The organism is Algoriphagus sp. Y33 (genome assembly GCF_014838715.1).
Classification (GTDB): domain Bacteria; phylum Bacteroidota; class Bacteroidia; order Cytophagales; family Cyclobacteriaceae; genus Algoriphagus.
In genome coordinates this window covers 6324651-6350284 of the sequence record NZ_CP061947.1, presented here as the reverse complement: position 1 = coordinate 6350284, position 25634 = coordinate 6324651, and the positions used below count along the sequence as shown (strand labels likewise).

At 42.1% G+C, this 25634-nt stretch carries 20 protein-coding genes; 7 read left to right on the top strand and 13 right to left on the bottom strand.

The genetic code is table 11. The annotated features are described in order from the left end of the window. Positions 1 to 188: 188 nt before the first annotated feature. From ID165_RS26360 to ID165_RS26310, 11 genes are all read right to left on the bottom strand, one after another. Positions 189 to 548 carry an iron chaperone gene (locus ID165_RS26360; protein WP_192348352.1) on the bottom strand — a complete coding sequence of 120 codons (360 nt, stop codon included), beginning with the start codon at positions 546 to 548 and terminating at the stop codon, positions 189 to 191. A gap of 360 nt (positions 549 to 908) precedes the next feature. Then, positions 909 to 1448, bottom strand: a complete 540-nt coding sequence (locus ID165_RS26355; RefSeq protein ID WP_192348351.1) for a hypothetical protein — start codon at positions 1446 to 1448, stop codon at positions 909 to 911. 3 nt (positions 1449 to 1451) lie between these two features. Continuing rightward, entirely contained in the window at positions 1452 to 1961 is a 510-nt protein-coding gene (locus ID165_RS26350) for an outer membrane protein (protein ID WP_192348350.1), read from the bottom strand. Positions 1962 to 2122: 161 nt separating this feature from the next. After that, positions 2123 to 2959 (bottom strand): hypothetical protein, encoded by an 837-nt coding sequence (locus tag ID165_RS26345; RefSeq protein ID WP_192348349.1) that lies wholly within the window; start codon positions 2957 to 2959, stop codon positions 2123 to 2125. Positions 2960 to 2979: 20 nt separating this feature from the next. Continuing rightward, positions 2980 to 4575 carry a hypothetical protein gene (locus tag ID165_RS26340; protein ID WP_192348348.1) on the bottom strand — a complete coding sequence of 532 codons (1596 nt, stop codon included), beginning with the start codon at positions 4573 to 4575 and terminating at the stop codon, positions 2980 to 2982. A gap of 237 nt (positions 4576 to 4812) precedes the next feature. Continuing rightward, a complete protein-coding gene (locus tag ID165_RS26335) occupies positions 4813 to 5607 on the bottom strand; it encodes a hypothetical protein (RefSeq protein WP_192348347.1) in 795 nt (264 codons plus the stop codon). Between the two features lie 119 nt (positions 5608 to 5726). Continuing rightward, positions 5727 to 6329: a hypothetical protein gene (locus ID165_RS26330; RefSeq protein WP_192348346.1), complete on the bottom strand. Its 603-nt coding sequence runs from the start codon at positions 6327 to 6329 to the stop codon at positions 5727 to 5729. Between the two features lie 6 nt (positions 6330 to 6335). Beyond that, entirely contained in the window at positions 6336 to 6842 is a 507-nt protein-coding gene (locus ID165_RS26325; RefSeq protein ID WP_192348345.1) for a hypothetical protein, read from the bottom strand. Between the two features lie 142 nt (positions 6843 to 6984). Further along, entirely contained in the window at positions 6985 to 7563 is a 579-nt protein-coding gene (locus tag ID165_RS26320) for a hypothetical protein (protein WP_192348344.1), read from the bottom strand. Further along, on the bottom strand, positions 7554 to 8261 hold the full coding sequence (locus ID165_RS26315; RefSeq protein WP_192348343.1) for a hypothetical protein: 708 nt from the start codon (positions 8259 to 8261) through the stop codon (positions 7554 to 7556). Before ID165_RS26315 ends, ID165_RS26320 begins: the two co-directional genes overlap by 10 nt. Positions 8262 to 8272: 11 nt before the next feature. Continuing rightward, positions 8273 to 9055 (bottom strand): DUF4412 domain-containing protein, encoded by a 783-nt coding sequence (locus ID165_RS26310; protein ID WP_192348342.1) that lies wholly within the window; start codon positions 9053 to 9055, stop codon positions 8273 to 8275. A gap of 271 nt (positions 9056 to 9326) precedes the next feature. On the opposite strand from ID165_RS26310, the gene ID165_RS26305 reads away from it, so the two are divergent. The 3 genes from ID165_RS26305 to ID165_RS26295 are packed head-to-tail and all read left to right on the top strand — an operon-like array spanning position 9327 to position 16845. Next, the gene (locus tag ID165_RS26305; RefSeq protein WP_192348341.1) at positions 9327 to 9881 is read left to right on the top strand and encodes an RNA polymerase sigma factor; all 555 of its coding nucleotides are present in this window, start codon (positions 9327 to 9329) and stop codon (positions 9879 to 9881) included. Beyond that, positions 9881 to 10630, top strand: a complete 750-nt coding sequence (locus ID165_RS26300; RefSeq protein WP_192348340.1) for a hypothetical protein — start codon at positions 9881 to 9883, stop codon at positions 10628 to 10630. The genes ID165_RS26305 and ID165_RS26300 overlap by 1 nt, the downstream gene beginning before the upstream one ends. 29 nt (positions 10631 to 10659) lie before the next feature. Further along, on the top strand, positions 10660 to 16845 hold the full coding sequence (locus ID165_RS26295; RefSeq protein ID WP_192348339.1) for a CHAT domain-containing protein: 6186 nt from the start codon (positions 10660 to 10662) through the stop codon (positions 16843 to 16845). A gap of 205 nt (positions 16846 to 17050) precedes the next feature. On the opposite strand, the gene ID165_RS26290 is transcribed toward ID165_RS26295, so the two are convergent. Together ID165_RS26290 and ID165_RS26285 are read right to left on the bottom strand one after the other, a co-directional pair. Continuing rightward, entirely contained in the window at positions 17051 to 17479 is a 429-nt protein-coding gene (locus ID165_RS26290; protein WP_192348338.1) for a hypothetical protein, read from the bottom strand. 97 nt (positions 17480 to 17576) lie between these two features. After that, positions 17577 to 19016, bottom strand: coding sequence for an OmpA family protein (locus tag ID165_RS26285; RefSeq protein WP_192348337.1), 1440 nt, complete (start codon positions 19014 to 19016; stop codon positions 17577 to 17579). A 287-nt stretch (positions 19017 to 19303) separates the two neighbouring features. Here ID165_RS26285 and ID165_RS26280 point away from each other — a divergent pair, with 287 nt between their 5' ends. From ID165_RS26280 to ID165_RS26265, 4 genes are all read left to right on the top strand, one after another. Then, the gene (locus ID165_RS26280) at positions 19304 to 19693 is read left to right on the top strand and encodes a hypothetical protein (RefSeq protein WP_192348336.1); all 390 of its coding nucleotides are present in this window, start codon (positions 19304 to 19306) and stop codon (positions 19691 to 19693) included. A gap of 148 nt (positions 19694 to 19841) precedes the next feature. Continuing rightward, a complete protein-coding gene (locus ID165_RS26275) occupies positions 19842 to 20930 on the top strand; it encodes an efflux RND transporter periplasmic adaptor subunit (RefSeq protein WP_192348335.1) in 1089 nt (362 codons plus the stop codon). A 28-nt stretch (positions 20931 to 20958) separates the two neighbouring features. Further along, positions 20959 to 24126: an efflux RND transporter permease subunit gene (locus tag ID165_RS26270; RefSeq protein WP_192348334.1), complete on the top strand. Its 3168-nt coding sequence runs from the start codon at positions 20959 to 20961 to the stop codon at positions 24124 to 24126. Continuing rightward, positions 24119 to 25558 carry a TolC family protein gene (locus tag ID165_RS26265; RefSeq protein WP_192348333.1) on the top strand — a complete coding sequence of 480 codons (1440 nt, stop codon included), beginning with the start codon at positions 24119 to 24121 and terminating at the stop codon, positions 25556 to 25558. Before ID165_RS26270 ends, ID165_RS26265 begins: the two co-directional genes overlap by 8 nt. Positions 25559 to 25634 lie beyond the last annotated feature (76 nt).

Genomic DNA, 25634 nt, shown 5'->3' with positions numbered 1-25634 from the left:
AAGCTAGGCATTTCTCTTGAAGCAATTCTGAAGTTGTGCTACTCTATCAAGTAAAAATTAACCTTACCGTATATAACTTAACTAAGGCAAGTAATTGAAACACCCTTGATTTCAACATCAAACTAGTCTAAACAATTGACTTAAAAAAAACAAAGCGCTATAAACTTAAGGATTGCCAAACTCTAATTTCACCCCACTTCATTTAGCCTGGCTTGTTCTTTAATCAGTCGTACTAGTTCAGTCTTTGGGACTTTTTGGCCTGGCTTAATCTGAATAGTTTTCTTACCGGTCTTATATCCTTTTCCATGAAGTACTTCACGTACTTCATCATCCAATGCATCAATCCCAAAGCTCACGTGCTTTTTGGCGGCATCAAATCCTGCAAGAATCCCGTGATAGTTATATATGGGAACATTCCAGCTTATTCGGCCTTCCGCCTTCGGAATTGCGGAATTTATGATCTCAACGAGTTCGTACATGATCCCCTGAAATTCCTGAGGTGCGGAATCTATGTATCCTTCAATTGTGGTAGGTTTTGTGTCCTTCATCTATTGAATGGGATAGGTAGTCCCAATTTAAGCAGACAAAGGATTTAAAAAAATAGGAGCGGCAGAAAACATTTGAGAACTTCCTATTCACACACGCTTGAAGTCGTTCGCCCACTTAAGGCTCTCTGCAATCAGGGGATACGAAAAGACATTTTCTGATTCGTTTATTACGGCTAAAATTTTTCTTTTGGCAAGCGTATTTCCCATGGTTAAATCAAGGTCTGTTTGAAAGCAACACGGCTTCAATAAGTCAATGAGGCCTTGCAGATGTAATGTTATTGCAAGTCCATATATAAAGTATTCAGGCCGGGATGAACATAAAAAAACCCGACCTGATTAACCAAAAGGCAAATAAAATAGTTAGAAATATCGCTTAATAGATATCTCGCCGGTTCCGGATATCTTATTGCTATCACTATCAAAATCCTCTGCTCTTTGAAACTGGCAGTTGAAACTGAATTCCCCCATTGCCAACCCTGTGGAAGCTCCCACGCCGGGTGTTTCCTGATAATTCAGCCCAGTAGCTGAAACACTTCCCGAAACACTTCCAAACCGGGTAAAAATATCTGTTCCGGGAGGTGTAATCACAATAAATCCCCCATCAGCCTCGTCTGATTCAGGATCACGGATTGGCAATACTGTATTGCCTTGCATCATTACCTGAACCAGCATTTCAAAATCCCCATCCACAATATTAAAAGTAATCATCCTATAAGCCGGGTCGCCGGGGATATCAATGTATTGTGCTATCAATTCTTCATTGGGAATAGTGCCTGAATAAGACTCCCCATTTGACAAATTGACATGGTAGGTATGTTCTTGGGGAACTTCAGATCCGCTTCCACAGGAAATAAGACCTAAAAGCATCAAAGCTGAAATAAACAAACTTAGTGTCCTCATAGCTCAAAAGTTGAATTTCATCCCACCTGCCAATACCAATCGGTCGAAGTCACTAATAATGTATTTCACTTCAGCGAAGGGGAGAAAGCTCTTTGCCAAATCAAAATTTACACCTGCTCCCAAATTTAGTCCGATCCTTCCTTCACTGACTGAAAAATCTGTAGTACCCCCAATGATGGATAGGTCTGTTTTTACTTTCATCTGGGTATAATTTAATCCTCCAAGTCCGTACAATTGAATCATCCCCTCCTCAAGCAGCATATAATTCAAATTGCCATTGATTTCAAAGGCACTGGTTTTCACAATTGTTTCATCTTTTGGGAAATAAAAAGAAAAGCTTGGCGAAATGATCATTTTCTCAGCAATTGGAAATTCTGCAATCGCCCCGATGCCCAATGAATTGATGTTGGTTCCGTAGATCAGTTGTCCACCGATCCGCTTGGAATCCTGAGCCGAAACTTGGTCTATTCCTGCGATTAGTGTAATCACAAAAACAATTAGTAATTTTTTCATTTGATTGTAATTGGTAAATGATAGATAAAACAAGGTCATATGCGACCGTCTTTAGTTAGTATAGAAAAAGAAAAAAAGGTAAACGATGTTATTGAAATTTAGTTATAAAAAAACCTTCCCAATTTCACAAATCGGGAAGGTAATGCTCTGAGAATACTTACTTAATAGCAGTCCCCGAATAGCTCAATAGATTCGCACAAAGTTGAAGAAGAGAGGCCGCCGTCGGAATTTCTAGTCCTCAACGTGTAATCTTTGATGGGTGCCCAGTAGGTGGTCGGATCAACTGTTTCCAGTTTCATTTTGCTCCAATACACTTGACCTTTAGCGTCAGTATAGGATGATTCCATCTTTGTCACCAGCTGATCATACCCCAGCCCGAAAGTTTGTCCTAGGATCTCTGGTAACCGAAGCTCTTTTGCCTGCTGATTAAACAAGTAGATCAATCGTGTATCAAAATCTACTGTAGCGAGGTGGATTTTTTCTGAAGCATTGGCATCTTTGAGTTTCCTCACTTCATATGCTTTGCTCTCCAGTCCCGCTATTACTTCATTGGACTCAGGAATAGCAGTAAACTCGATGTACTCGTCCTTGGAAGGGATAGCAATAAGATTATCGTTAGGCTCCAGATATACCGAGTCCACCGTGACTACCCTGCCGTTGCCCGGACCTTCGGCTTCTGTCCCAAAGGTCAGGTAACTGCCATCAGGCTGGGCAATGACATAGTGGATCATCTCGTCTTCCCTACCCCATGCGGCATGGTCAAAAAGGAAGCGCTTGCTACAGGTACTGTAATAGATCCACACTTCCCCAGACCTACCCGTGTGATCCGAATAGGAGTAAATAATAGCCTGATCAAAATAGAGTCCGCCCTCTTCGCTGTCGTAGGTGGTGAGATCTATATCTTGTGCATTAGTGAAGGCTCCCCATACCATAGCCCCTCCTAAGAAAGCCAGCTGCTTAACCCTATTTATCCAAAGATTTTTTAAAGAGTTGTTCATTAAATGATTGAAAAGAATGGTTATTCAACGATTTCTACAGTAAATGCCACAAAAGTCACTAAGAATGGCCCTTTAGTAACACTAGCTATAAAATAAATAGGATTTTTGCTGATCCTTTTTTCATGCATCACATAGTTGATCCTTTTTTCATCTTCTGTTAATTTACTTTCCAGTCCCAATTCATGGAGATAAACTTTTCTGCGCATGTTTCCAAAAGTGATGTCTCCTGTACCGGCCGCGTTAGACAAGTGGACACTGACTTGTATTCCCACTCTCTGATCTTTGCCCTCCAGAGCTGCCCTTGGAACTTCAAACTCCCTTTTGTAACCTACTTCTATTAAGAATTCCCCTGTGTGTGTATTGTTCTGGGGCTTGGGAAATTCAGCATCTTTGGCAAACTTATAGAAGCCGTATCCACTTCCTTTCCCACGACCCCATGCCAAGTTGTTCTTTTTTTCGAAGTAATAACTCTTATATCCTTTCGAAACAGGTCTTGATTTTGGAGCATCAAATACACGGTCGGAAAGATTACCAACGCTCTTCACTGGAGTTGTAGAAGATGATGTTTCTAAAGTAGCTTTAATACTACCTGTTCCATAAATCGCCCTATCGAAAGAAGAGTAGAAAGCCTGAGTTGAATTAAGTGCAGATTTAGGCCATTCGAAGGAATCATTAACATAGATAAACTTATACTCCACCCTCACCTTTACCGTAGCACTTAGCTTCTTACTCTCCCGCTCTGCTTCCGCCTGGCTGATTTTGATCATTTTGTATCCCAATTTTGGAGCTACGAGATACGTGCCATTGCTCCCGATTGCAATCCGACCGTTGGCTTTGGTATTCTTGGTGTTATTTTCATAGATCGGATCAAACATCACGGTTACATCATCCTCATTGGTCTCATATCCAAACAGCCTTCCTTCTGTAGAACCGATACCATAGGCATTCCCCAAGATCAGTGCTTCTCCATAAGCCTTGCTTCTGTCTTTGCTGTCAGGAAAATTCCTAACATTCACAAAGAGGTTCCTTTTCGTGCCGCTAGCATCGGTCATACCTTCGATGCGGTAATAGCCCCCAATGTTTCTAGCTGTTTTCTTAGGTGTCGTCGCCATCTGAACTCCTACTTTGGGTGTCCCTGTAGCTTTCTGGACTACCGTACCACTTCCTGTAGAAAATGCGCCTTTTTGAAGTGATGTCGCTGCTTGAGCTTTATTTGCCTGCTGGCTCGTTAAGGTTTGATTCTTGAATATGGGGCCTCCATAAAAGCGCGCACCTTTGGTGCTCTCGTGCATAAACATGGTGGCATTATCATTGGCTCTGATGAAAATCCTGAATTTCTGATCCAAAGAAGCCCATTGGTTTTTGTCATATTTCAGTGTACCCGTGACTTCCTTATTAGCCATGGTACCCGTAAGCGTAGCCCTCATATTTTCTTTTTTGTGAATAATCTCTCCGGTGATCGTACTTCCATTTTGGGTCAAATGGTACTCGATATTAGGATCCACTTTTGATTTGTCATTCACCATAGATGCATTCCATACGCCGGTGAAATTTTGCGCCTGCGACCATCCTGCCAAGAAAAGTAGGATTAGCTGTATATAAATTTGTTTTTTCATCTGTTTATATTTTGTTTTAAGAGGTCAGATGGAATCTCGCCAGGTGAATAATCATCCCTCTGTGCCGTCTTCGGCATGCTCGATTTCATGTGTTTCTAATTTGTTTTTCAGTGGCCATATAGCCTGTCCCGATTTTTCATCGGGAGAATCTCGCATACATTATAATCATCCCAGTGTGTGACTTTTGAGTCATGCTCGATTCCATGATTTATTATTTTGGATAAAAGTTTAGATGACTTAATCTTCGCTTAATAGTCGATTCACCAAGTGCTTTGCCCCAGTGGAAGTCAGCACCGGTAATTTAGAATCGGTACGTACTCCTCCCCACTCAGTCCATTCGGTCTGTAATCCCCATCTGTAAGTTCCTTCAAATTTGGTTTCACTCATTCGTGTGATCTTGAAGTAACCGTCCCCTTGGGTAGCAGAGGTGAATTCACCTTCCACTTCATTACCCTCAAAATCGATTATCTGAATAACACCGGTATCTTTAAAATCCCCGACCACAAATACATTTCCAGTAACTATATCATTGATCTGGATCAATCTGATCATTCCCTGATGCGTCTTCCAGGTCCCTGTCCATGAGCCCTTCCCGAAGAAGGGTTCGTTGCCCTGTTCTGCACTATCATTAGCGCAATCAAAAGCCAGGGTAGGTCTTGTTTTTCCTTTTCGTGTACCTACCGCTTTTCTGTCATTTGGGGCTTTTCCAAAGTATATTTCTGAAGCATCGGCATTGTCTCGGGTGAAGTAAAAAACCAGCCTTTCCTTTTTGCCATTGCAATAGGTAAGCTGCCCATCCACCTTTCCTGTGCTTTTTTCGTAAGCACCCTCGAAATCTGCCAGTTTTTCCTTACTCGGTTTAGCATATATGCCTTCTACTTTTGTAGATGGGAGGTTCTGGAGCAAGCGAAGTTCATTCCCAATATCCAGAGTAAATATTCCGGTGGCCTGGACTGGAAATGTCTGCGCAGAAACAAAGCTGCTTAAGGCCATCAGAACTGACAGAACGAGAGTTTTGATGTAGTTATTCATGTTGTGTGTAGTTTGGAAAGGCCGTAGGAATCCCGGGCATAGAATGATCATATACCTCAGATCTATTTTCCGTGATTAAAATTGATTGTTTTGTAAAAGCTCTGGTTAAGATTAAGCCTCTACCGTGGGTCGAAGCCTTTTACCCAGCCTTTGATCTTGACTTTTTCTCCCGAAGTAGCTTCGGTAAAATCCCCCTCAAACTCAGCTTCTATATCCAGGATTGGATACTCATCTTTAGTGATCTGATCCACCCAAGATTTTTTGTTTTTAGATACTATTTGGTAAGAGCCGCTATCGGACAAGAAAACATATTTTTTATCGTTTTTCTCCACCTTCAGCTCTATAAAAGAATTCTCTCCAAAGGGGTTTGCTTCTGCCTTGAGCGGGCTGATCTTATCACCATCCCAGATCATTCTAAAGGTACTGTTGCCCTGTGGCGGATCTACGAAACCAACTGTGGATGCGCTGATTTCTCTGTTCTCGTTCCATCTGGAATCAATGCCTCCCTGTGCATACACCGGAGTGGTGAACGTTTGCCCGTCCAGCGAACCGCCGGAGATTTTGAAGGAATAGAAGGATTTGCTTTTTAGCTTCTCCTTGTCAATTCCCAAGTCTTTGGCAACTTTCTCCAGTGCCTGATCTTCGTTTGAGGCACCACAGGCAAAAGCGAGTAGTAATATGCCCGCAAGCAGTATTATCCGGTTAACTATGTTTGATTTCATAAATAGCTATTGAATGTTAAATGAAAATGTTGCCGGTCGGATCTGCCCCTTTGATTCTAACGGTCTGGCAAGTAGTTTGACCTGATAGCTTCCCTGAGCAAGTTTGCCTGGAGTCTCTTTCATTGTAGCCCGGCTTTTCTCATTATAGCTCAGCATGGAAATAAAGTCAAAACCTTCAGTTCCGATGATCATGTCTCCGGGGATGTAAGGCATGGGGTTTCTGGAAGTTTTTCCTACCAGTTTACCATTATGGTATACTTCGGTAATAAACTCAAAAAAGATAATTTCCCTACCTTCTTTGGATTTGATTCCGTCTCCCTGAAAGGAAAACAAGATGGGGTATCTTTCTTTCCTGAAATCGATGAATAGATCTATAAGGTTGTCCGACTTGGTTTCCAGCTTCAGTTCAGAGCTTTTTCCTACAGTAATAGCTCCTTTGACAGTTTGGGCTTCGGATTCTACAGAAAACAGGCCGATCCATACCAACATGATTGTACTTATTAGTGTTTTCATATGATTATAATTTGAGTTTAACCGTGTTGAATTCATATTTTTTAGTGGTTTCATTTTTTTAAAATTTGATCATCAATATTTTAATCATTCAATGCAGAATTCTTTTTTAAGACCTCTCAACCGCTACTGAATCAGTTGGTTTTCACATATCAAATTGCTGGTAGTTGATTGCTTTTACCTTACCGGAAAATGGCACCCAATGCTCAGGGCTATCTACGGCCTCTTCTTCGCCCAACTTTCCTTCGAATTCCAAGACAAATTCATTCGGTGTCCAGCTGATCACTTTTAGCTTTCCTTCCATGATGTTTTGCGGGAAAGAATGGTCGTACTTAATCTGCCCAGACTCCCGATCTGGGGCAAACTTCCCAAATGCAATAAAAAACACATCGCCTGCTTCACTGTATCCGTGGAATAACCCCGGCTCATCGAATATCAGCTCTTCTGGTCTCCGCTTGGAAATATCCTTGCCGGCAAATGTCAAGGTCACACTTTGCCCTTCACCATCCATTAGTGTAAACAGCAATTGATTAGGATAAGCTGTTAATGTTGAATAGGCCATTTTGGTAGAGTCAAACACCGTTTGACCGCCCACTTTGAGATAGGCTATATTCTCTATAGCAGTGGTATTTACCCGAACTTCAGGATCTAAATCAGCCAATGGACGTAAACTCTGGCACATGATTACAACCAGTAGGTTGCAAAGCCAAATCATCAGTTGCATACTCCTGCCACTTTATCAGCCAACTTCCTGGCCAGTTCAATACTTTTCCCCTCATCCACAGATCCGTAAGGCCCTACCTGGGCGCTGAGCGAGAGCAATACCTCACCTACCACAACATATACTCCAAAGCCTTTCCTGTTGTAAACCGCATAATCAGCCTTTGTATCCAATGGGATATAGGCGTTCTGCTGCATATCCATGACCGTGTTTTGAAGAGTTCTATTGGAGGATGCATTGGCATTGGAATCTTTGGATTTTTCAAGCTCATCATTGATTAGTTTATTCAATTTTGCTGCTTCTTCGGGAGTTTTGTCACGGTAGGTGTTTCTCGTATAGTCCACGACCAGATTTGGAATATCCTTATTCTTATCTGTTCGCTTAAGTCGAAGTTTCTCCGCCGTCTCCATTTCATCAAATCCTATGAAATGGATGACACCATCTTCCTTCCAGGAATATCGATACATATGTCTTGGTTCATAATGGTCTGGTTTGATCGGATTGCCGTTGGCCAAATCTTTGATTAATTCTTCGGTGAAAAATTTCCCTTCATTTTCACCCGTATAGTCCATCAGACAGGAATCATTCACTTTTTTGGAGCTGGTATTGTTACCCAAGAGACTTTTCTCCTCAGTAGATGAACTGCACATAGATGCCGCAAGGAGCAGTAGCAGATTGAATGCGATCGCAAGTAGTTTCATGATTCAGCGGTTTAAAAGGCCATCCCATTCTTGTATTGACTCATATCTATCACTTGCTCGATCTCGCCAAGTTGTGTTACTTTCATATGAGAAGTGACTTTACCTTTCTTGTCAAAAGCCGTCATTTCCATCATAAATCCCTGCATTTTTTCCGGTAAGGGCACAGACTTTTTAGAATAAGATCCGAGGGATTTGGCAAAGGCGGTCTGATCAAACTTCACTTCAGGAGCCATCCAAAATTCTCCTTTCAAATCTTCATCCTCCATGATGTATTTGGTAGCGGTGTAGCCCAAAATCGTTTTGGTTTCGTTAGTCTTGACTAGTTGAGGCATGCTTTCATCCACCTGTTCATCAGCGGCATTGCCAAACATTCCCATCATGGAGGTGGACATAGCTGAATAGGTTTTGTCCTTGGGATTGAGTGTCACCATTACATCGCTGTCGAGGTCATAAATTATGAGCATACCGGCCGTTTCCATCCCAAAATAGCTCTTAGCCACATTGTACTTCCATACTTGGGTCATAGGTTTCCCCTTTTCCATATTCATTTCCATGGTGACTTGAAAATCAAAACTGTACTCGGAAGGAGCTTTAAAATCCTTAGACTGCCCCATCATACCGGCTAAGTCTAGTCCCCCCATCCCTTTTCCTTCATTGGATTGGTTATCTCCTGAAATGGCTTTGGTTGCCATCTGGTCTTTGAGTTTCTTCAAGACTTGGGATTGTCCTTCGATTACCATAAAAAACAGGCAGAAACACAATGGGTAAATCTTGGAATTAAAATATCTTTTCATAGCATTTGATTTTTGATTGCTATGACTTAGTCTGTTGTGATGAAAAATGGTAAACAAAAGGCACAAAAAACTTTTTATAAAAAACTTCTATCGCCCCTTAAGATGCTGCTGCGATCTGCTTTACGCATTAAGTGCATTTTTCACTTCCTTCGATCTATATTGTCTAACCTTAAACTCATCACAACTAACACACTGATCTTGAACTAAGTGTATGTATAAAGAAAAATTATATATATGTTTACCTAATTACAATTTTTAAGACTAAACGTAAATGAGTGATATTCTTATAGAAAGGCTAAAGTCCGGGGATAAGGCGGCACTGGGAGAAGTATACAAATTATACAGGGAGCCATTTCTACAGTTTGCAAAGCGTTATCACCAGGATGTAGAACTTCTACATGACATCTATCAGGATGTAAGCATAGCCTTATTCGACAGAGCTGTAAGCGGAAAACTCGAACTGGAAAAAAGCAGCATTAAAACCTACCTCTTTTCCATGGGTAAATTCATGCTGTTTACCAAACTGAAAAAAGAACGCCCCAACTTTGAATTAAAAGAAGATCAGGAATGGAATCAGGGAATGTATGAAGAAGCCAAACTCTTTATAGAAGAACCTGATTCAAGGGTGACTTTCCTAGGGAGATCACTGGCCAATCTCGGGGAAAAATGCCGAAAAATCCTGGAGCTTTATTACTACGAAAACAAAAGCATGAAGGAAATCCAGCAGATAATGGATTATAATCACCCGGACGTGGTCAAAAGCCATAAATCCCGATGCATGAAGACACTCAAGGAGTCGTTTAAACACAAAAAATTTGAATATTGATGGAAGGTAATGAACTGCTTGACCGCTTCTTTAAGGGAAAGCTGACTGAGGAGGAAAAACTGAGATTTGAGAATTTACTTCAGTCAGATGAGAATCTGAGGGAGGAATTCGAGTTTCAGCAAACTGCACGTGAAGCGATCGTGAGAAATAAGCACCGTGAGCTGAAGGACTACTTGCAGGAGGTTGATCAAGAGCTAGACTCAAAATCTAAAACAGGTAAAATTCTACCGTGGATACCACTTTGGAAGATTGCCGCAGGATTTGTGTTAGTCTTAGGGGCAACATTTTTATTTCTGAAACTCAACGATTCGAAAACAGATTCCAAAGATCCGGATTCATTTCTCGCCTATTACAATGCGTATCCCAATGTAGTATCTCCCATCACGCGCGGAGAAGAATTCAATCCCGAAGACCAAGAGAAAGCTGCTTTCATAGCTTATGAAAGCAAAAACTATCGCCTTTCTGACAGTTTGTTCACTAGTATTTTGCCGTATCAAACTGATTATGTCCATTTCTATAAAGGCATCTCCAAGTTTGAACTGGGACAATACGACAGTGCAATCCATTATTTTGACAATTACCTATATAGCGACGGTATACAACTACGGGATCAGGCCAAGTGGTACATGGCATTGAGCTTTCTGGTAAAAGGTGACACGATCAAAGGAAAAGAAGAAATGATCCGCCTTAGAAAAAGTAGTGGCTATAAAATGGATGAGGTGGAGCGGATTCTGTTGAGTTTGGATTGACAATTCTACGCGTTAACTCTTTAAATACTATGATCAGATTTTTAGTAATTTTTATTCTCCTATATTCTTCGAACCAGCAGGCACAAGCACTTCAACAATCTACCGTTGACAGTACAGAATACTGGCAGAAGTCAAACCTTCTGGACACCACAGCCGTCCATCTTTCCAGACAAAAAATTGATACGGAAGAGGCTAGGGAAACTTTTAACTCTCTTGCATCCTATTTTGAAAAGGTAAAAGCAACGGATCGTCTCGCCTATACTTATACTCAATTGGGAACAAGTTTTCACCGCCAAAACAAACTGGATTCGGCTGATTTTTATCATGCAAAAGCAAATGTAGTATTGGACAATAACCCCTCCACCAATATGCGATTGGTCAATATGGTGCGGAGTACCTATGCTGTGGTGTTGGCAGGAAAAAACGAGTACAATAAGTCCGCATCGTTCTTCTTGAAATCACTCAACTTCCTCAAAGAAAACAATCAGGATAACCAAAATAGCGGGCACATTGCGCGAACTTATAACAATGTAGCAACAGTCTATAAAAGCATCAATGACAACGACCAATCCTTGCGCTATTATGATAGTTGTCTGGTAATCCTGCGGCAGGACAAGGCAGAAATGAATACCATGATCGGAGAGATGGTGCATTCGAATATTGCATTGATCTATAGTATTCTCGGGGTTCACGAAGAAGCCATCAACCATCTTAAGCAATCTGAAACCATCCGAAACAATATCCCGGAGCAGTACACCCATATTATGGATAGATTTCCTTTGGATTTGATATTCGCCGATGTTTATTCCACACGAAACCACAGTCCAGAGGATGGCAGAATAGCCTTATCCTACTTAAAAAGAAATTACGATGAATTTCAAAAAAAGTACCCTGACGACCCCAAATTACTGGAGTTTTACAATGAATTCACCAACGCATACCTTGTAGCAGGAGATTATGACTCAGCACTGGTATTTGCAGAAAAGGCAGAGAAATTCCAATTAGCTGCATATGGAGAAGATCGTCCCCATCTCGCCGATACCTATTTGAAATATGCCAAAATTTATAAGGCAAAGGAAGATCTACCCCAACAGTTAGTGTATCGGGCAAAAGCCATAGAGCAGTTTGAGAAAAGTCAGGATAATATTCGGGATTCCTATGGTCTATTGCTTTTTGATCAGGCAGAGTATGAACTACAACAGAACAACCCAACTTCTGCGGAGGAACAGATTCAGAAAGCTACCCGTCTATTTTTGGGGATTGAAGGAAAACCCATAACCTACAATCCATCATTCCAAGAACTATCAGGCAAAGATTTTCTCACGGATTTTTTCTCCCGAAAAGGCTATTTGTTGACAAGATTTTATGAGATCAATCAAGATCAAAGCTACCTGGACGCTGCATTGGACTCATACATTCTATCCATTCGACAAGCTTTGAAAACCAAGCAGGGGATCTATAGCCTTCGCTCCAAATCCAATATTTATGCTTCTAACTATGATCTGGCACAGGAGGCAATTTTGGTCAGTAATCAGCTTTACGACCTCACGAAGAGTAGTGAATACCTGACTAAAAGTATTCTCTTATCCGATTTTTCAAAATCACTGCCTCTAAGGGAATCCTTCTTCACAGCCAGCCTGGATGTGACCGGTATTCCTCAAGAGCTATTGGATAAAGAATATGAGCTTAAATCAAAATTGCTGGAATTTGAAGCGGTAGGCTATCAGGATACAGAGCAGCAAAGCGGAGACTTAACGGAGGAATTCTATCTGGTGAATCCCAAAAATGAGGCTTATTTCCAGACAAAAGCTGACTTAGAGATGTTGATATCCTCCTATAAGAAAGACTATCCAAACTACTACGCTATTAAATACGGTGAAGTCTATGGTGTAGAAAATAAACTGCTCCCGGCAACGCTACCTTTGAGTATCAGCAAGTCAGACCATCTTCTGATCCAATACCAGGATTTTGGATCTTACTATTTGGCCTTCTATACTTTCAAAGGCAAATCAAACTATTTGAAAATCCAAAATACGCCTGCCCTTAAAAAGGAAACGCAGGGATTTTTAAGTTCTATCCAATCGAAAACCAATGATTTCAAAAATCATGGATATAACTTGTTCGAAATCCTTCTCAAGCCGATTTTGGATCAGTTTAATGCCGACAAAGTAATCATCATCCCGGATGGTGATTTGGCATTGTTGCCTTTCGAAGCCTTTCTGAGCGAACCCGCCAAGCCAGCCCAGAGTCTAAAGGATTTACCCTATTTGATTAAGCATTACCAGATTTCTTATCATTACTCCGCTTTTTTATTAAACAAGAACCGAAAGAAGATAAAACCTGAGAAAGAGGTGAAATTTCTAGGCATAGCTCCGGCGTATTCCGGATTTCAGAATGAGGTTCGTAATGCCTCAAATGAAGTTACCAGAGCTACTTTCGCATCCCTACCCAACAATACTGCGGAAGTCAGGGAAATAGCTGAAGGATTCAATTCAACAATTCTGCTTGCTACAGATGCACTGGAAAGCAGGTTCAAAGAAAGTGCCGCCACCGCAGATATCATACATCTTGCGGCGCATAGCCAAATAAACAATACTAATCCGCTGCTTTCCAGTCTGGTGATGCAGGAAGACGAAGCAGAGGATGGCTTCCTCCACAGTTTCGAATTGTTCAACCTTCAATTAACCGCCGATCTGGTCACGCTATCAGCCTGTAATTCAGGCATAGGAGACTATCAAAAAGGGGAAGGGATTATGAGTCTTGCCAGAGGTTTTATGTATGCCAATATATCAAATGTACTCATGAGCATCTGGGCAGTTCCTGACCTCTCCACCAAAACTTTAATGACTGGTTTTTACAACCAAATAAAAAAAGGGGATTCGTACGAATCGGCAATCCGCCATTCGAAGCTGGATTATATCGCCAATTCAGATGAAAACACAGCACATCCCTATTACTGGGGAGCATTTATCTATGCGGGTGATGTAGCGGAGGATCGCGGACGGAAGGGCTGGTGGATTGTGGGAGCAGTATTAGCTCTAGCGTTGTTAAGTTATTATACTATCAAAAGAAACAGAGGCTTTGCCGTCATTCTACTCTTGATAATGGCTTCTTGTGGAACTGAAAAAGAGCTAGAGACTGACACTCAAAAAGAGTCTGAATCTCTCGCCGAAAGCATATTGGATCTATATGGTGATTCGGCATGGGGCGTCTTTTCAAAAAAAGCTGACTCGCTTCAGAAGCTAGGGTTGCATACCGAATCTGTTTCCTTTAGAGATAGCGCATTGGAGTCCTACACAGACGGGGTGACTGAAATCCGGAATTATCTGCAGGTAAAAAGAAATCACTCTTTGGCTCTTTCGTACAATTACGCAGCGGAAGGCATTCCCCTTTTGGCATCCGCTTATGAGCTGATGGACAGCACTAATCTTCCTTTGGAAGAGAAGATCTCCCTCCTCAATACCTACTATCATTTTCTTGGATACAACGGAAAATGGCCCGAGGCGCTTCCGGTAGCCAAAAAAATCCACAGAACCCTTATTACCACAGCCGATCCTGACCCGGAAAGTTTATCGAGTGTTCTTTTTGATATTGCCTATATCCAAAACAAAATAGGCAATTACCCGGAAGCTGTGGAATTTTATGAGCAGGCGCTTGACAAGCAAATTTCTTTCTATGGAGAAAGCCACCAAGAGGTAGGACTAACTTATAACAATCTGGCATTTAACTATGGCTTACTGGGCCTGGCAAATAAGCAGTACCAAACTTATCAAAAAGCGGTAAAAGCCTGGGAAGAAGCTGAGGAATTGGACCAAAGCTATCTGATGACGGTTTACGGGAATTTGATCAATTGGAATTTACGGTATGGTGACCTCAATGAAGCGGAAGGATTATTGGCTAAAATCAGAGAACTAGTTGTCAATAAAGATGAAAATTGGGGGAAGAAAAATCAGTTGATTTCCCAGAAAAAAGATGATCCGAACCTCCACTTGATGTTGAATTATTGGAACAAACACTTACATGTACTGACACAAAAAGGGCAATTGGATGAGGCCATCAGCTACAGAGATTCAATCGCATCTCTGGTCTCATCAATAGACCAATCCCGAATTCAAGAGTTCCTAAAATATCTGATCAGTTCTGAGGAAGAATTGGCAGAACTCCATTTTTTGAAAGGGGACCTTGATGGTGCGATTTCCTACTATGAAAAAGCATTGAAAATTAAAGACAGCCACGGGCACTCCTCTTTAGTAGCTGACACGTATGCAAAACTGTCCTTGATTTATCTAGATAAAAACAACCCTGCGAGTGCCGAAAAATATATTGATTCTGCCATGTCCGTCTCCCAGCATAAGGGAGAAGTGATTGACTATATTATTATTGCAGCTAAAATCTCCAACGCAAAACATGATCTAAAAAGCGCAAAACACTACGGAAGTAAGACATTGGCAATGTTGACTGGATCAGATAGTCTGTCTAACTCACCGCAGTCTATTCGGTTAGTCGATTTTGGTGGACGGGTACATTCAAATTACATCTCAGGACTGACCATCGTTGGAGAAACTTATCTTTCGCTTTTTGACAGTACGGCTTCATCCCACGATTTGGAAACCGCGAAGCATCTTTTTCAATTGGCCATGGAAATGCTGGACAGCTATTACCTGGGTGGTGCATATACTGATGCCTTAGCATCGCTGCAGTCAAAGATCCAGCATGGGTTGTTGGAATGCCATCTTAGATCAGAACATCCGGAAGACGAGGTCGCTCTAAGCCAGTTATTGGGTGTCTTGGAAAACAATAGGAGCAGTCAGGATTGGAAGAAGTTCATGAAAAATGCACGCCAAACAGCCATTCTTGTTCCCGATTCTATTCAACAGAAGGAAGATGAGCACCGCAAACTGATTGTCCACTACAAAGAACAGTTGCTAAGCCTGCAAAAAGATTCCGCTCAGATCGGGCAGCTGGACTTCTTGAGATCCAAGCTCCATCATCATGAGCAAGAGCTCGGGATTCTGGAGCGTATGTTGGAAGGACTCACTCCCCAATATCTGAGACTGAGTCAAAGCAATGTAAAACTATCCCATGTTCAAGAGGCAATAGACAAGCAAACGACCCTTCTGAGATATCTAGTGACAGACTCTACTGCTTATCTGTTTGAAATTTCGAAGGACAAAATCCTCCTGCATAGCCTCGGCTCTACCTCCAAGCTAAGATCTTTAGTATCCATGGCAATGGATCGATTGAAGAGTAGAGATATAGCTTTTTATGAATCTTCCACGGAGTTGTTTGCATATCTCCTTCCTGATGGAATAGATTCTGATTTCCAGAGGCAATTATTGATCATTCCCGATGATATAGTAAACTATGTGCCTTTTGAAGCGCTGACACCAACCGGTAAGCCCGACGGATTTCTGGTAACACAGCATGACATCAGCTACTCCGGTTCGCTACCGCTCTGGTTGCTACAGGAAGGAATGGAAAAAAACAGCACTGCTTCCTTTGCTGCATTTGCTCCGCAATATTCCACTACTCAGGAAAAAGAATTGCTACGGGGCAATTCAGCCATTGATTTACCGGGTGCCGCCTCAGAAGCTATCCGGATTTCCGAATTACTGGAAGGTGAAATCCATCAGGGAGATAAGCTGGATAAGGGTTTCTTCATAGCAAAAGCCAAAGATTATTCAATTTTGCATCTTGCCATGCATGCAGAAGTCAACGACCTTGAAGGAGAGCAATCCAGTTTTGTATTTGCCGATGACAGTAGGCTTCATGCTTATGAACTTTATAATATGCGGCTTCAGGCGGATCTCGCTACCTTGAGTGCTTGCAATACAGGATATGGCCCGATCAAGAAAGGTGAAGGGGTAAAAAGTTTGGCCACCGCATTTTCATATGCCGGCGTACCAAGCTTGATCATGGGACTTTGGCAACTCCCCGATCAAAGTTCAGAATCGCTTATGGTCTCTTTTTATCAATCTTTATTGGAAGGAAATAAAAAAAACACTTCACTGGCCAATGCTAAGCGGGAATATCTAAAAGCCAATCCGGATGCGGAGCTGAGTCATCCATTTTACTGGGCAGGGCTGGTGGTCTCCGGCAATACCGATCCTATCAGGCACGCTGGAATACCCAATTGGATGATAGCAATTGCCTTACTTTTAATCGTGGGGGGAATAGGAATTAGCTGGAGAGTCAGAGCTAAAAGGACCAGTTAACAACTAACTAAAACATACACGCTTAGATAAAAGGCAAAGCTGGTTGATTCTAGTCTAAGACTGAAACACAAATACCACTTTGACACAGAAGCTGTTGAGATAAAAGCCAGATAAAATTGCCTTTGACAGAAATAAAGAAAAGCACCAAGGTTACCCCTGATGCTCCTCCTAACTATTTTCCAAAGTTATATACTGGGATTTTAGATCACCTCACCAACACCACTATCCCAAACTCTTCTTCGTCAAAAGTAAGCTTTGCGGAACTGTTACTGATTTTTTCCAGAGTGGCATTTCCCAGCTCACTTTCCATTCTATTCCCTGTAATCAAGTAATTTACATCCACTCCCAAGCCGTCATTCAGCACTGCTGCACAATAAGTGCTGTTTCCATCACTTGCAGTTGCACGGGGATTGACATTAAGTACTCCACCTGCCATGAAATTATAGGTAGTTTCGCGATTGCAATCATCGATAATTTCGGGCTCACCAGACAACGTGAAAATCTCAGAGATGGTCCATTCTCCCATCATAAACTGGGAATAATCAGTGACAGGCTCCTCCTTTTCTTTGCAATTGGATAAAATCAGGAGAGTTGATAAACTTAACAGCGCAACTACTATTTTTTTATTTTTCATTGGTTTTAAAAGTTATTTACAATAATCACTTAAGGTTGATTAGGCGAACATGTATAATTTGAACATCGGAGCTTAGATCTATTGGAAGATAATGGAATCAGTTAAGGATAAACTCAACCCGTCTGTTATTCGCTTTGCCTGTCGGTGTATTGTTCTCAGCTACTGGCTCCGTAGCACCTTTTCCGGACGTTTCCATAGTATTGCTTACACCAAATTCATTTTGCAATGCCATCCTTACAGCAGCTGCACGTTCCTCAGAGAGACGCTGGTTCAGTTCCGCTGATCCATCGCTATCGGTATGCCCGATGATTGACACGGCTTTACCAGATTCGGATTTCAAAGCATCTGCGATTTCTTTAAGAATAGCATAGGATTCAGGTTTGATATCCGCCGAACCTGAGTTGAACGTAATTGCAGAGGTACTGTAAGTCCCACTGTCCAGAAGTTTGTTTCGGGTATCCGGTTGTCCTACCGCATATCGGATATTGCTGAGGTAGTAATTGTCCCCATCAGCAGAATTTGCAACAAAGAAGCGGGCGCTGCTGAGTTTTACATCTTTCTGAAATGCTGCTGTCAGATCAAGTACTTTCTCTTCATTGGCAAATACCTGAACACGCCTGCCCATACGGGAAATAGAGATATGGATTGGTTTGTTGGCTCCTTCGGCATTGATCAGGTGCTTAGCATTGAAATCATTTCTGAAATTCAATCCCTTTTCGGTATGAACTGCTTTCTTAGCAATTATATAGGGGCCACCGTCATGACTGTTGCCAGAAAACTGAATTCCCAAATAGTTGTCCGATAATTTCTGTAGATTAAAATAATCCCCATTTCCATTCCAGCCAATATTTGCTTCAGGGTTGACGATATCCGTGAAGACCAACATTAGGTTTCGGGAAGAACTAAATGTCCCAAAATCAAAGTCATACATCAGGTCAAACTCCAAGGTGAAGTTTTCAGGAAAATCTTTCAAATACTCTGGAATAAAGTTTCCGGAGGTTTTGCTAAACCATACCCAGTTGCCTTCCAAGCTGTCAAAACTGACAATTTCCGCCGTTCCTGTGGTAATCCATGAAGCAGGTAGATCCCCTACTTTGTCCTGCATAAAATCATCATAAGCGATGATTTCTTCACCCTGCACAAAGGAAAATTTGGTATATTTAGACAAACTCGGGGAACCTTCTGAGTGCATCTCCGAATCCATCTCCCCCCGGCTTTGCTCATCCACCCAATCTTCAGCGCCATACTCACCGTTCATCCCCTGCCCATCGTCAGAATCCATCCCACTAGACTGATTATCATTGTTGTTTTTATTCTTTTTACCTTTTTTAGTAAAAATCCCCTTTACTCCATTGACGATCCCGTCTCCAACAGATTCAATGGTTTCATCCACTGTCCGCTCGGCTTTATTGGTGGTAGATTCCTTTGCACGCTCTACTACTCTTTCCTTTATTTGTGCGCGGATCGGAGAAACAAATCCCCCTACAAGCAGGATAGCAGCTGTCCATACTATCTTCTTTATCCTTAAAATGTACATAGCATATTTTCGTCTAGTTAAACTTGATTCTGCTACTTAGTCTTGGATAAATAAAAAAGGTAAACAAATAAATTACCGGGTCTGTGGGGAGATAAGCCGATACACCAACCTTTTATAATGGTGTTCAACTGTTTGAAAACAGTCTTACCTCAGATTAACAGGTAGCTAGACTAGTCAATCCAAATTGACAACCCCATAAGGGGAGAATTTGTAGTTCATCCCAATTTCACAAAAATTAATAAGCTTCTCTTGTCTATCAATTGTAGATTGTATTATTTCGCACTCTAATGACACAATTGATAACCAGACTTATACTAGCACTATCTATCCTCTTCTCAAGTGGATATAGTCAAGTATATGCCTTGGATGATGTGTCCGCTACGGATTCCGGTTTGTTTAGCTCAAACGGCCACCACGAATCCGTAATCAAAAAAGGTTCTGCAGGTCATACATCGGAGAATGAGAACTTAAACATCTTCGAAATCGAAGAGAAGGACGACGCTCTTGTCCCCTTCAAGAAATTCGTAGAATACAGCAACTACTTTACTGCTATTTTTTGTACCCTTTTATTGGGCTACCTATTTCATATCGCAAACATCCGCTTGCTTTACCGTGGGCGCTTTTCAACTATTTCGCCAAATCGATTACATCTTGTAATTCAGGTTTTCCGAATATAATAACATCCAATAGGCTTCCCTTTTTGCCTATACCACTGTTTACTTACTGCTCTTGACAACCTAGCGAATAGCTATTAGAGCTTACGTGTATCTGCTATACACTCCCAAAATCACCCAAAAGCAATATTCGTTTCTAAAAAATCAACCTATGAAAAATCAAATTTTCATGCTCTTAAGCCTGTGTGGCACTTTGTGGATTTCAAGCTGCAATTCACACGGAGAGGAGCATAAAGAGAGTGAAACCACTTTTCTGGTAACCGGCCCTCTTACCATGGACACATTAATCACCAAAGATTATGTCTCCCAAATACATTCTATCCAACATATAGAGCTGCGCGCCCAAGAAAGAGGCTACCTGCAGAAGATCTATGTAGATGAAGGCCAACTCGTTAAAAAAGGGCAGCTTTTGTTCAAAATTATGCCCAAGCTCTATGAAGCGGAACAGCAAAGTGCGGCAGCAGAAGTTGAGTTTGCTGAGATCGAATATCAAAACACCAAAACTTTAGCTGACAGAAACATTGTCGCCCCCAACGAATTGGCTATGGCAAAAGCCAAATTGGCGAAAGCAAAAGCGGAACTGTCTCTTGCAGAAGTTCATTTGCAATTCACAGAGATCAGAGCCCCTTTCGATGGAATTATCGGTCGGTTCCGTGTAAGAGAAGGGAGTTTGCTGGATGAAGGAGAATTGCTTTCTGAATTTTCAGACAACAGCAAGATGTGGGTTTATTACAATGTGCCGGAAGCAGAATACCTGGAATACCAAGCAGAAGTAAAGAGTGATGATGATGTAATAGTCAACCTTCTGATGGCAAACAACAAGTATTTCAGCTATCCCGGTGTAGTGGAGACAATTGAGGCGGATTTTAACAACGAGACTGGAAATATTGCATTCAGAGCTACATTCCCGAATCCAGACGGGCTATTAAGACATGGAGAGACAGGCAATATAGAAATGAGAATTCCACTCAAGGATGCGTTGCTAATTCCTCAAAAAGCAACTTTTGAAGTACTGGATAAGAAATACGTATATGTCGTGGACGAAGAAAATAAAATCCGCTCCAGAGAGGTAACTATCGCAGCCGAACTTCCGCACATTTATGCCATTTCGGGTGGGTTGGAAAAGACTGATAAGATCCTTTTGGAAGGTCTTCGACTGGTTAGGGAAAATGACGAAATCCATTACGATTTCGTCCAGCCGCACACCGCCTTGTCTCAGTTAGACTTGTATGCAGAGTAGTCAGTTCTCCTAAAAACCAGAAGAAAAAATGTTTACTACATTCATAAAAAGACCGGTTTTTGCGATTGTGATTTCAATCATGATCGTATTTATAGGTTCGCTTGCCATTAAGCAGCTCCCTATATCCCAGTTCCCTCAGATTGCTCCTACTACTGTGAGTATTTTCATAGCATATCCTGGATCAAGTGCAGATGTGTTGGTGAAATCAACCCTAATTACACTGGAAAACTCCATCAACGGGGTAGAAGGCATGCGCTACATGGCTACAGATGCTACCAGTGCGGGCGAAGCAACGCTCAATATCATCTTCGAACCGGGTACAGATCCCAATCAGGCCGTTATTCGGGTCAAGACTAGGGTAGATCAGGTAATGCCTCTCCTACCCGAACTTGTACAGAGAGAAGGTGTCGTAATTACACCTATTCAGCCAAGTATGCTGATGTATGTCAATCTGTATTCCACAAGTGAAAACATGGATGAAAAATTCCTGTACAATTATGCTAACGTGAATATGATCCCTGAAATCAACAGGATAAAAGGAGTAGCAAGATCACAGATATTAGGTAGCCGAACCTACGCTATGCGTGTTTGGCTAAATCCCGATCGCATGCGTGCCTACAACGTCTCTGTGGAAGAAGTCATGGAAGCATTGGGAGATCAGAGTATTGTAGGACGCCCGGGTAGAATTGGACAAAGTTCAGGTATTGCCGCACAGTCACTTGAATATGTACTTACTTATAAGGGGCGGTTTAGCAAACCGGAAGAATATGACAACATCATTATCCGCGCAAACGCAGAAGGTGAGAGTATCAAACTGAAAGACATTGCCAAAACCGAATTGGGAAGTGAATTCTTTGATATTTATTCCAATTTGGATGGCCACCCATCTGCTGCGATAGTACTGAAGCAAAACTATGGCAGTAATGCAAGTGACGTAATCGAAGAAGTAAAAGCAGAATTGGAAATAATGAAAGCTTCCTTTCCTCCAGGAATGGATTACAAAATCAGCTATGACGTATCCCGGTTCTTGGATGCATCTACCGAACAGGTGATCCATACGCTTCGGGATGCTTTTATTCTGGTGGCCTTGGTTGTATTTATCTTTTTAGGGGATTGGCGTTCTACCTTGATCCCCATCATAGCGGTGCCCGTATCGTTGATAGGAGCATTTTTTGTCCTTCAGATGTTCGGACTATCTATCAATATCATTACACTCTTTGCCTTGGTGCTCGCGATCGGTATTGTGGTGGATGATGCGATCGTAGTGGTGGAAGCCGTACATGCCAAAATGGAGGAGTTCCCTTATTTGACTCCCTATCAAGCTGTAAAACGGGTACTTGGTGAAATCAGTGGAGCAATCATCGCCATCACTGCGGTAATGGTCTCTGTGTTCTTGCCCATCTCATTTATGAGTGGTCCAGTGGGCACATTCTATCGGCAGTTTTCCATCACCATGGCCAGTTCCATAGTGATTTCCGCCATCATTGCGTTGACGCTTACTCCTGTGCTATGTGCCATGCTTTTGAAAAACAATCATGGGAAAGAGAAGAAGAGAAATCTACTGACGAAAGGGCTGGATAGTTTCAATAGCGGTTTTGATAAATTGACCGGGAAATATGTAAGCTTGCTCAGATCCATGGTAAGTAGAAGGTGGCTTACATTCGCCATCCTTTTACTCTTCGGTGTAGGGATCGTTTTCGAAAACCAAATTTTGCCTTCGGGATTTATTCCAAGTGAGGATCAAGGAACCATCTATGCCATTATCCAAACACCTCCCGGTGCCACACTGGAAAGAACCAATCAAGTTTCGCAGAAGCTACAGAAAATCTGTGAAGAGATAGACGGTGTAGAATCTGTTTCTTCTTTGGCGGGCTACGAAATCATGACTGAAGGACGTGGCTCCAATGCCGGTACTTGTTTGATCAACCTAAAACCATGGAGCGAAAGAAAGCACAGTGTGAAAGAAATCATGGAAGAACTTGAAGAAGAATCCAAAGGTCTTGGTGCAGTGATAGAATTCTTCGAGCCACCGGCAATCCCGGGGTTTGGTTCGTCAGGAGGATTCTCTATGAGGCTTTTAGACCAGACCACAACAACTGATTATCAAGAGTTTGACAAGATCAACAAACAATTCATGGATGACTTGGCCAAGCGAAAAGAGATCACCGGCCTATTTACCTTCTTTGCGGCAAACTATCCCCAATACGAATTGGAAATCGACAACGACAAAGCTATGCAGAAAGGTGTATCCATAGGAAAAGCGATGGAGAACTTAAACATCCTTATCGGAAGTACATACGAGCAGGGATTTATCCGATTTGGCAGATTCTTCAAAGTCTATGTACAGTCAGACCCTGCCTTTAGGAGACTTCCTTCCGATGTCTTGAATCTGTTTGTGAAAAATGAAGCAGGGGAAATGGTTCCTTATTCAGCTTTCATGAGCATGAAGAAAACTCAGGGACCAAATGAAGTAACCCGCTTCAACATGTACAATTCCTCATCCATCCGTGGACTTCCGGCACCGGGGTATACGACTGCTGATGCGATTCAGGCAATCAGAGAAGTATCTACCCAGACGCTTCCAAAGGGCTACGACATTGCCTGGGAAGGACTCTCATATGACGAATCCAACAGAGGAAATGAAGCGCTTTATGTATTCTTGATCGTACTGGTATTCGTGTATTTCGTGTTGGCAGCACAGTATGAAAGCTTCATTATTCCGCTTGCCGTGGTTTTCTCGCTTCCTGCGGGAGTATTTGGCTCCTTCTTCTTGCTAAAATTGATGGGACTGGACAACGACATTTATGCACAGATTGGCCTCATTATGCTAGTCGGCTTATTGGGTAAAAACGCTGTGTTGATTGTGGAATTTGCAGTTCAGAAACGTCAGGAAGGAATGAGCATTTTTGAAGCGGCAATAGAAGGGGCCAAAGTCCGTTTCCGCCCAATCCTAATGACGTCATTCGCCTTTATCGCAGGTTTGATCCCATTGATTATGGCATCTGGTGCAGGGGCAATCGGCAACCATACCATCGGAGCTTCTGCCCTTGGAGGTATGCTATTCGGTACTGTATTCGGGGTAATTATTGTCCCGGGACTGTACTTCATATTTGGCAGTCTGGCAGATGGTCGCCATCTGATCATGAATGAAGATGAAAGTCCATTATCCGAACCAAAACACCAATCACATGCTTAAGCAAACAATAAATATCTGCCTGGTTTCAATCACTATGGCTTTAGCCGTGACTGGGTGCAAAACCCCGGAGTTGATACAGAAAGACATAAATAACACAGTACCTGAGCGCTATACAGACAGTACTCAGGACACTACAAACACTGCGTCAGAAATAAAATGGCAAGAATATTTTGCTGATCCGTACCTAAAGGCGCTGATCGACACTGCGCTAACCAACAACCAGGAACTGAATATCACTTTGCAGGAAATACAGATCGCCCAAAACGAAGTGAGAGTCCGCAAGGGCGAGATTTTACCATCAGTGGGGATCGGTGCCGGAGCAGGAGTAGACAAAGTAGGCCGCTATACCAGCCAGGGGGCTAATGATGCCAATACGGACATTAAGCCAGGTAAAGAGTTCCCCGACCCTTTACAAGACTATATGCTGGGAGCCTATGCTACCTGGGAAGTTGATATTTGGCACAAGCTAAGAAATGCCAAAAAGGCCGCAATGACACGGTATTTGGCAAGTGTGGAAGGCAAAAACTTCATGGTGACCAATCTGGTCTCCGAGATTGCTAATTCTTATTACGAATTGCTGGCACTGGACAATGAACTGGCTATAGTAAAGCAGAATATTGAGATTCAAAATAATGCCCTAGAGATCGTGAAATACCAGAAAGATGCAGCCCGGGTGACGGAGCTGGCGGTTCGTAGATTTCAAGCGCAGGTACTCAATACCCGAAGTCTTCAATATGGTATTCAACAAGATATTATAGAGGTAGAAAATCGAATAAACTTCTTGGTTGGTAGATTTCCGCAGCGGGTAGAGAGAAATTCAGACGCATTTGGAGATCTGATCCCTGAATCCATTAATGCGGGAATTCCTTCCCAGCTACTGGCAAACCGGCCTGATATCAGACAGGCCGAACTCGAATTGGCTGCTTCTAAAATTGATATCTCGGTGGCAAAGGCCGACTTCTATCCTTCGCTGGCAATCACAGCCGGACTAGGATTCAACGCATTTAATCCCAGCTACATTTTCACAGCACCTGAATCTCTGATCTATTCTGCTGCAGGTGAATTGGTAGCTCCGCTGATCAATAGAAATGCTATAAAAGCAAGATACATGACAGCAAATGCCAAGCAGATTCAGGCTATCTATGACTATGAAAGAGCAATCTTGAACGCATACATAGAAGTAGCCAATCAACTCTCCAATATCCAAAATCTGGATCAAACCTATAATCTGAAGTCGCAGGAAGTTCAGGCACTTACATCTTCCGTTGACATTTCAAATGAATTATTCAAGTCTGCAAGAGCAGATTACATGGAAGTACTTTTGACACAGAGAGATGCACTGGAATCCAAATTCGAATTGATCGAGACTAAGATGAAACAAATGAATGCCAAGGTAAATATATACCAAGCCCTTGGCGGTGGTTGGAAATAAATTGGTTGATTAAAGGTTGAACGGCTATCCATTCAATGGTATGGATAGCAATGTGGAAAGTCCCTCCGAGCGTTTG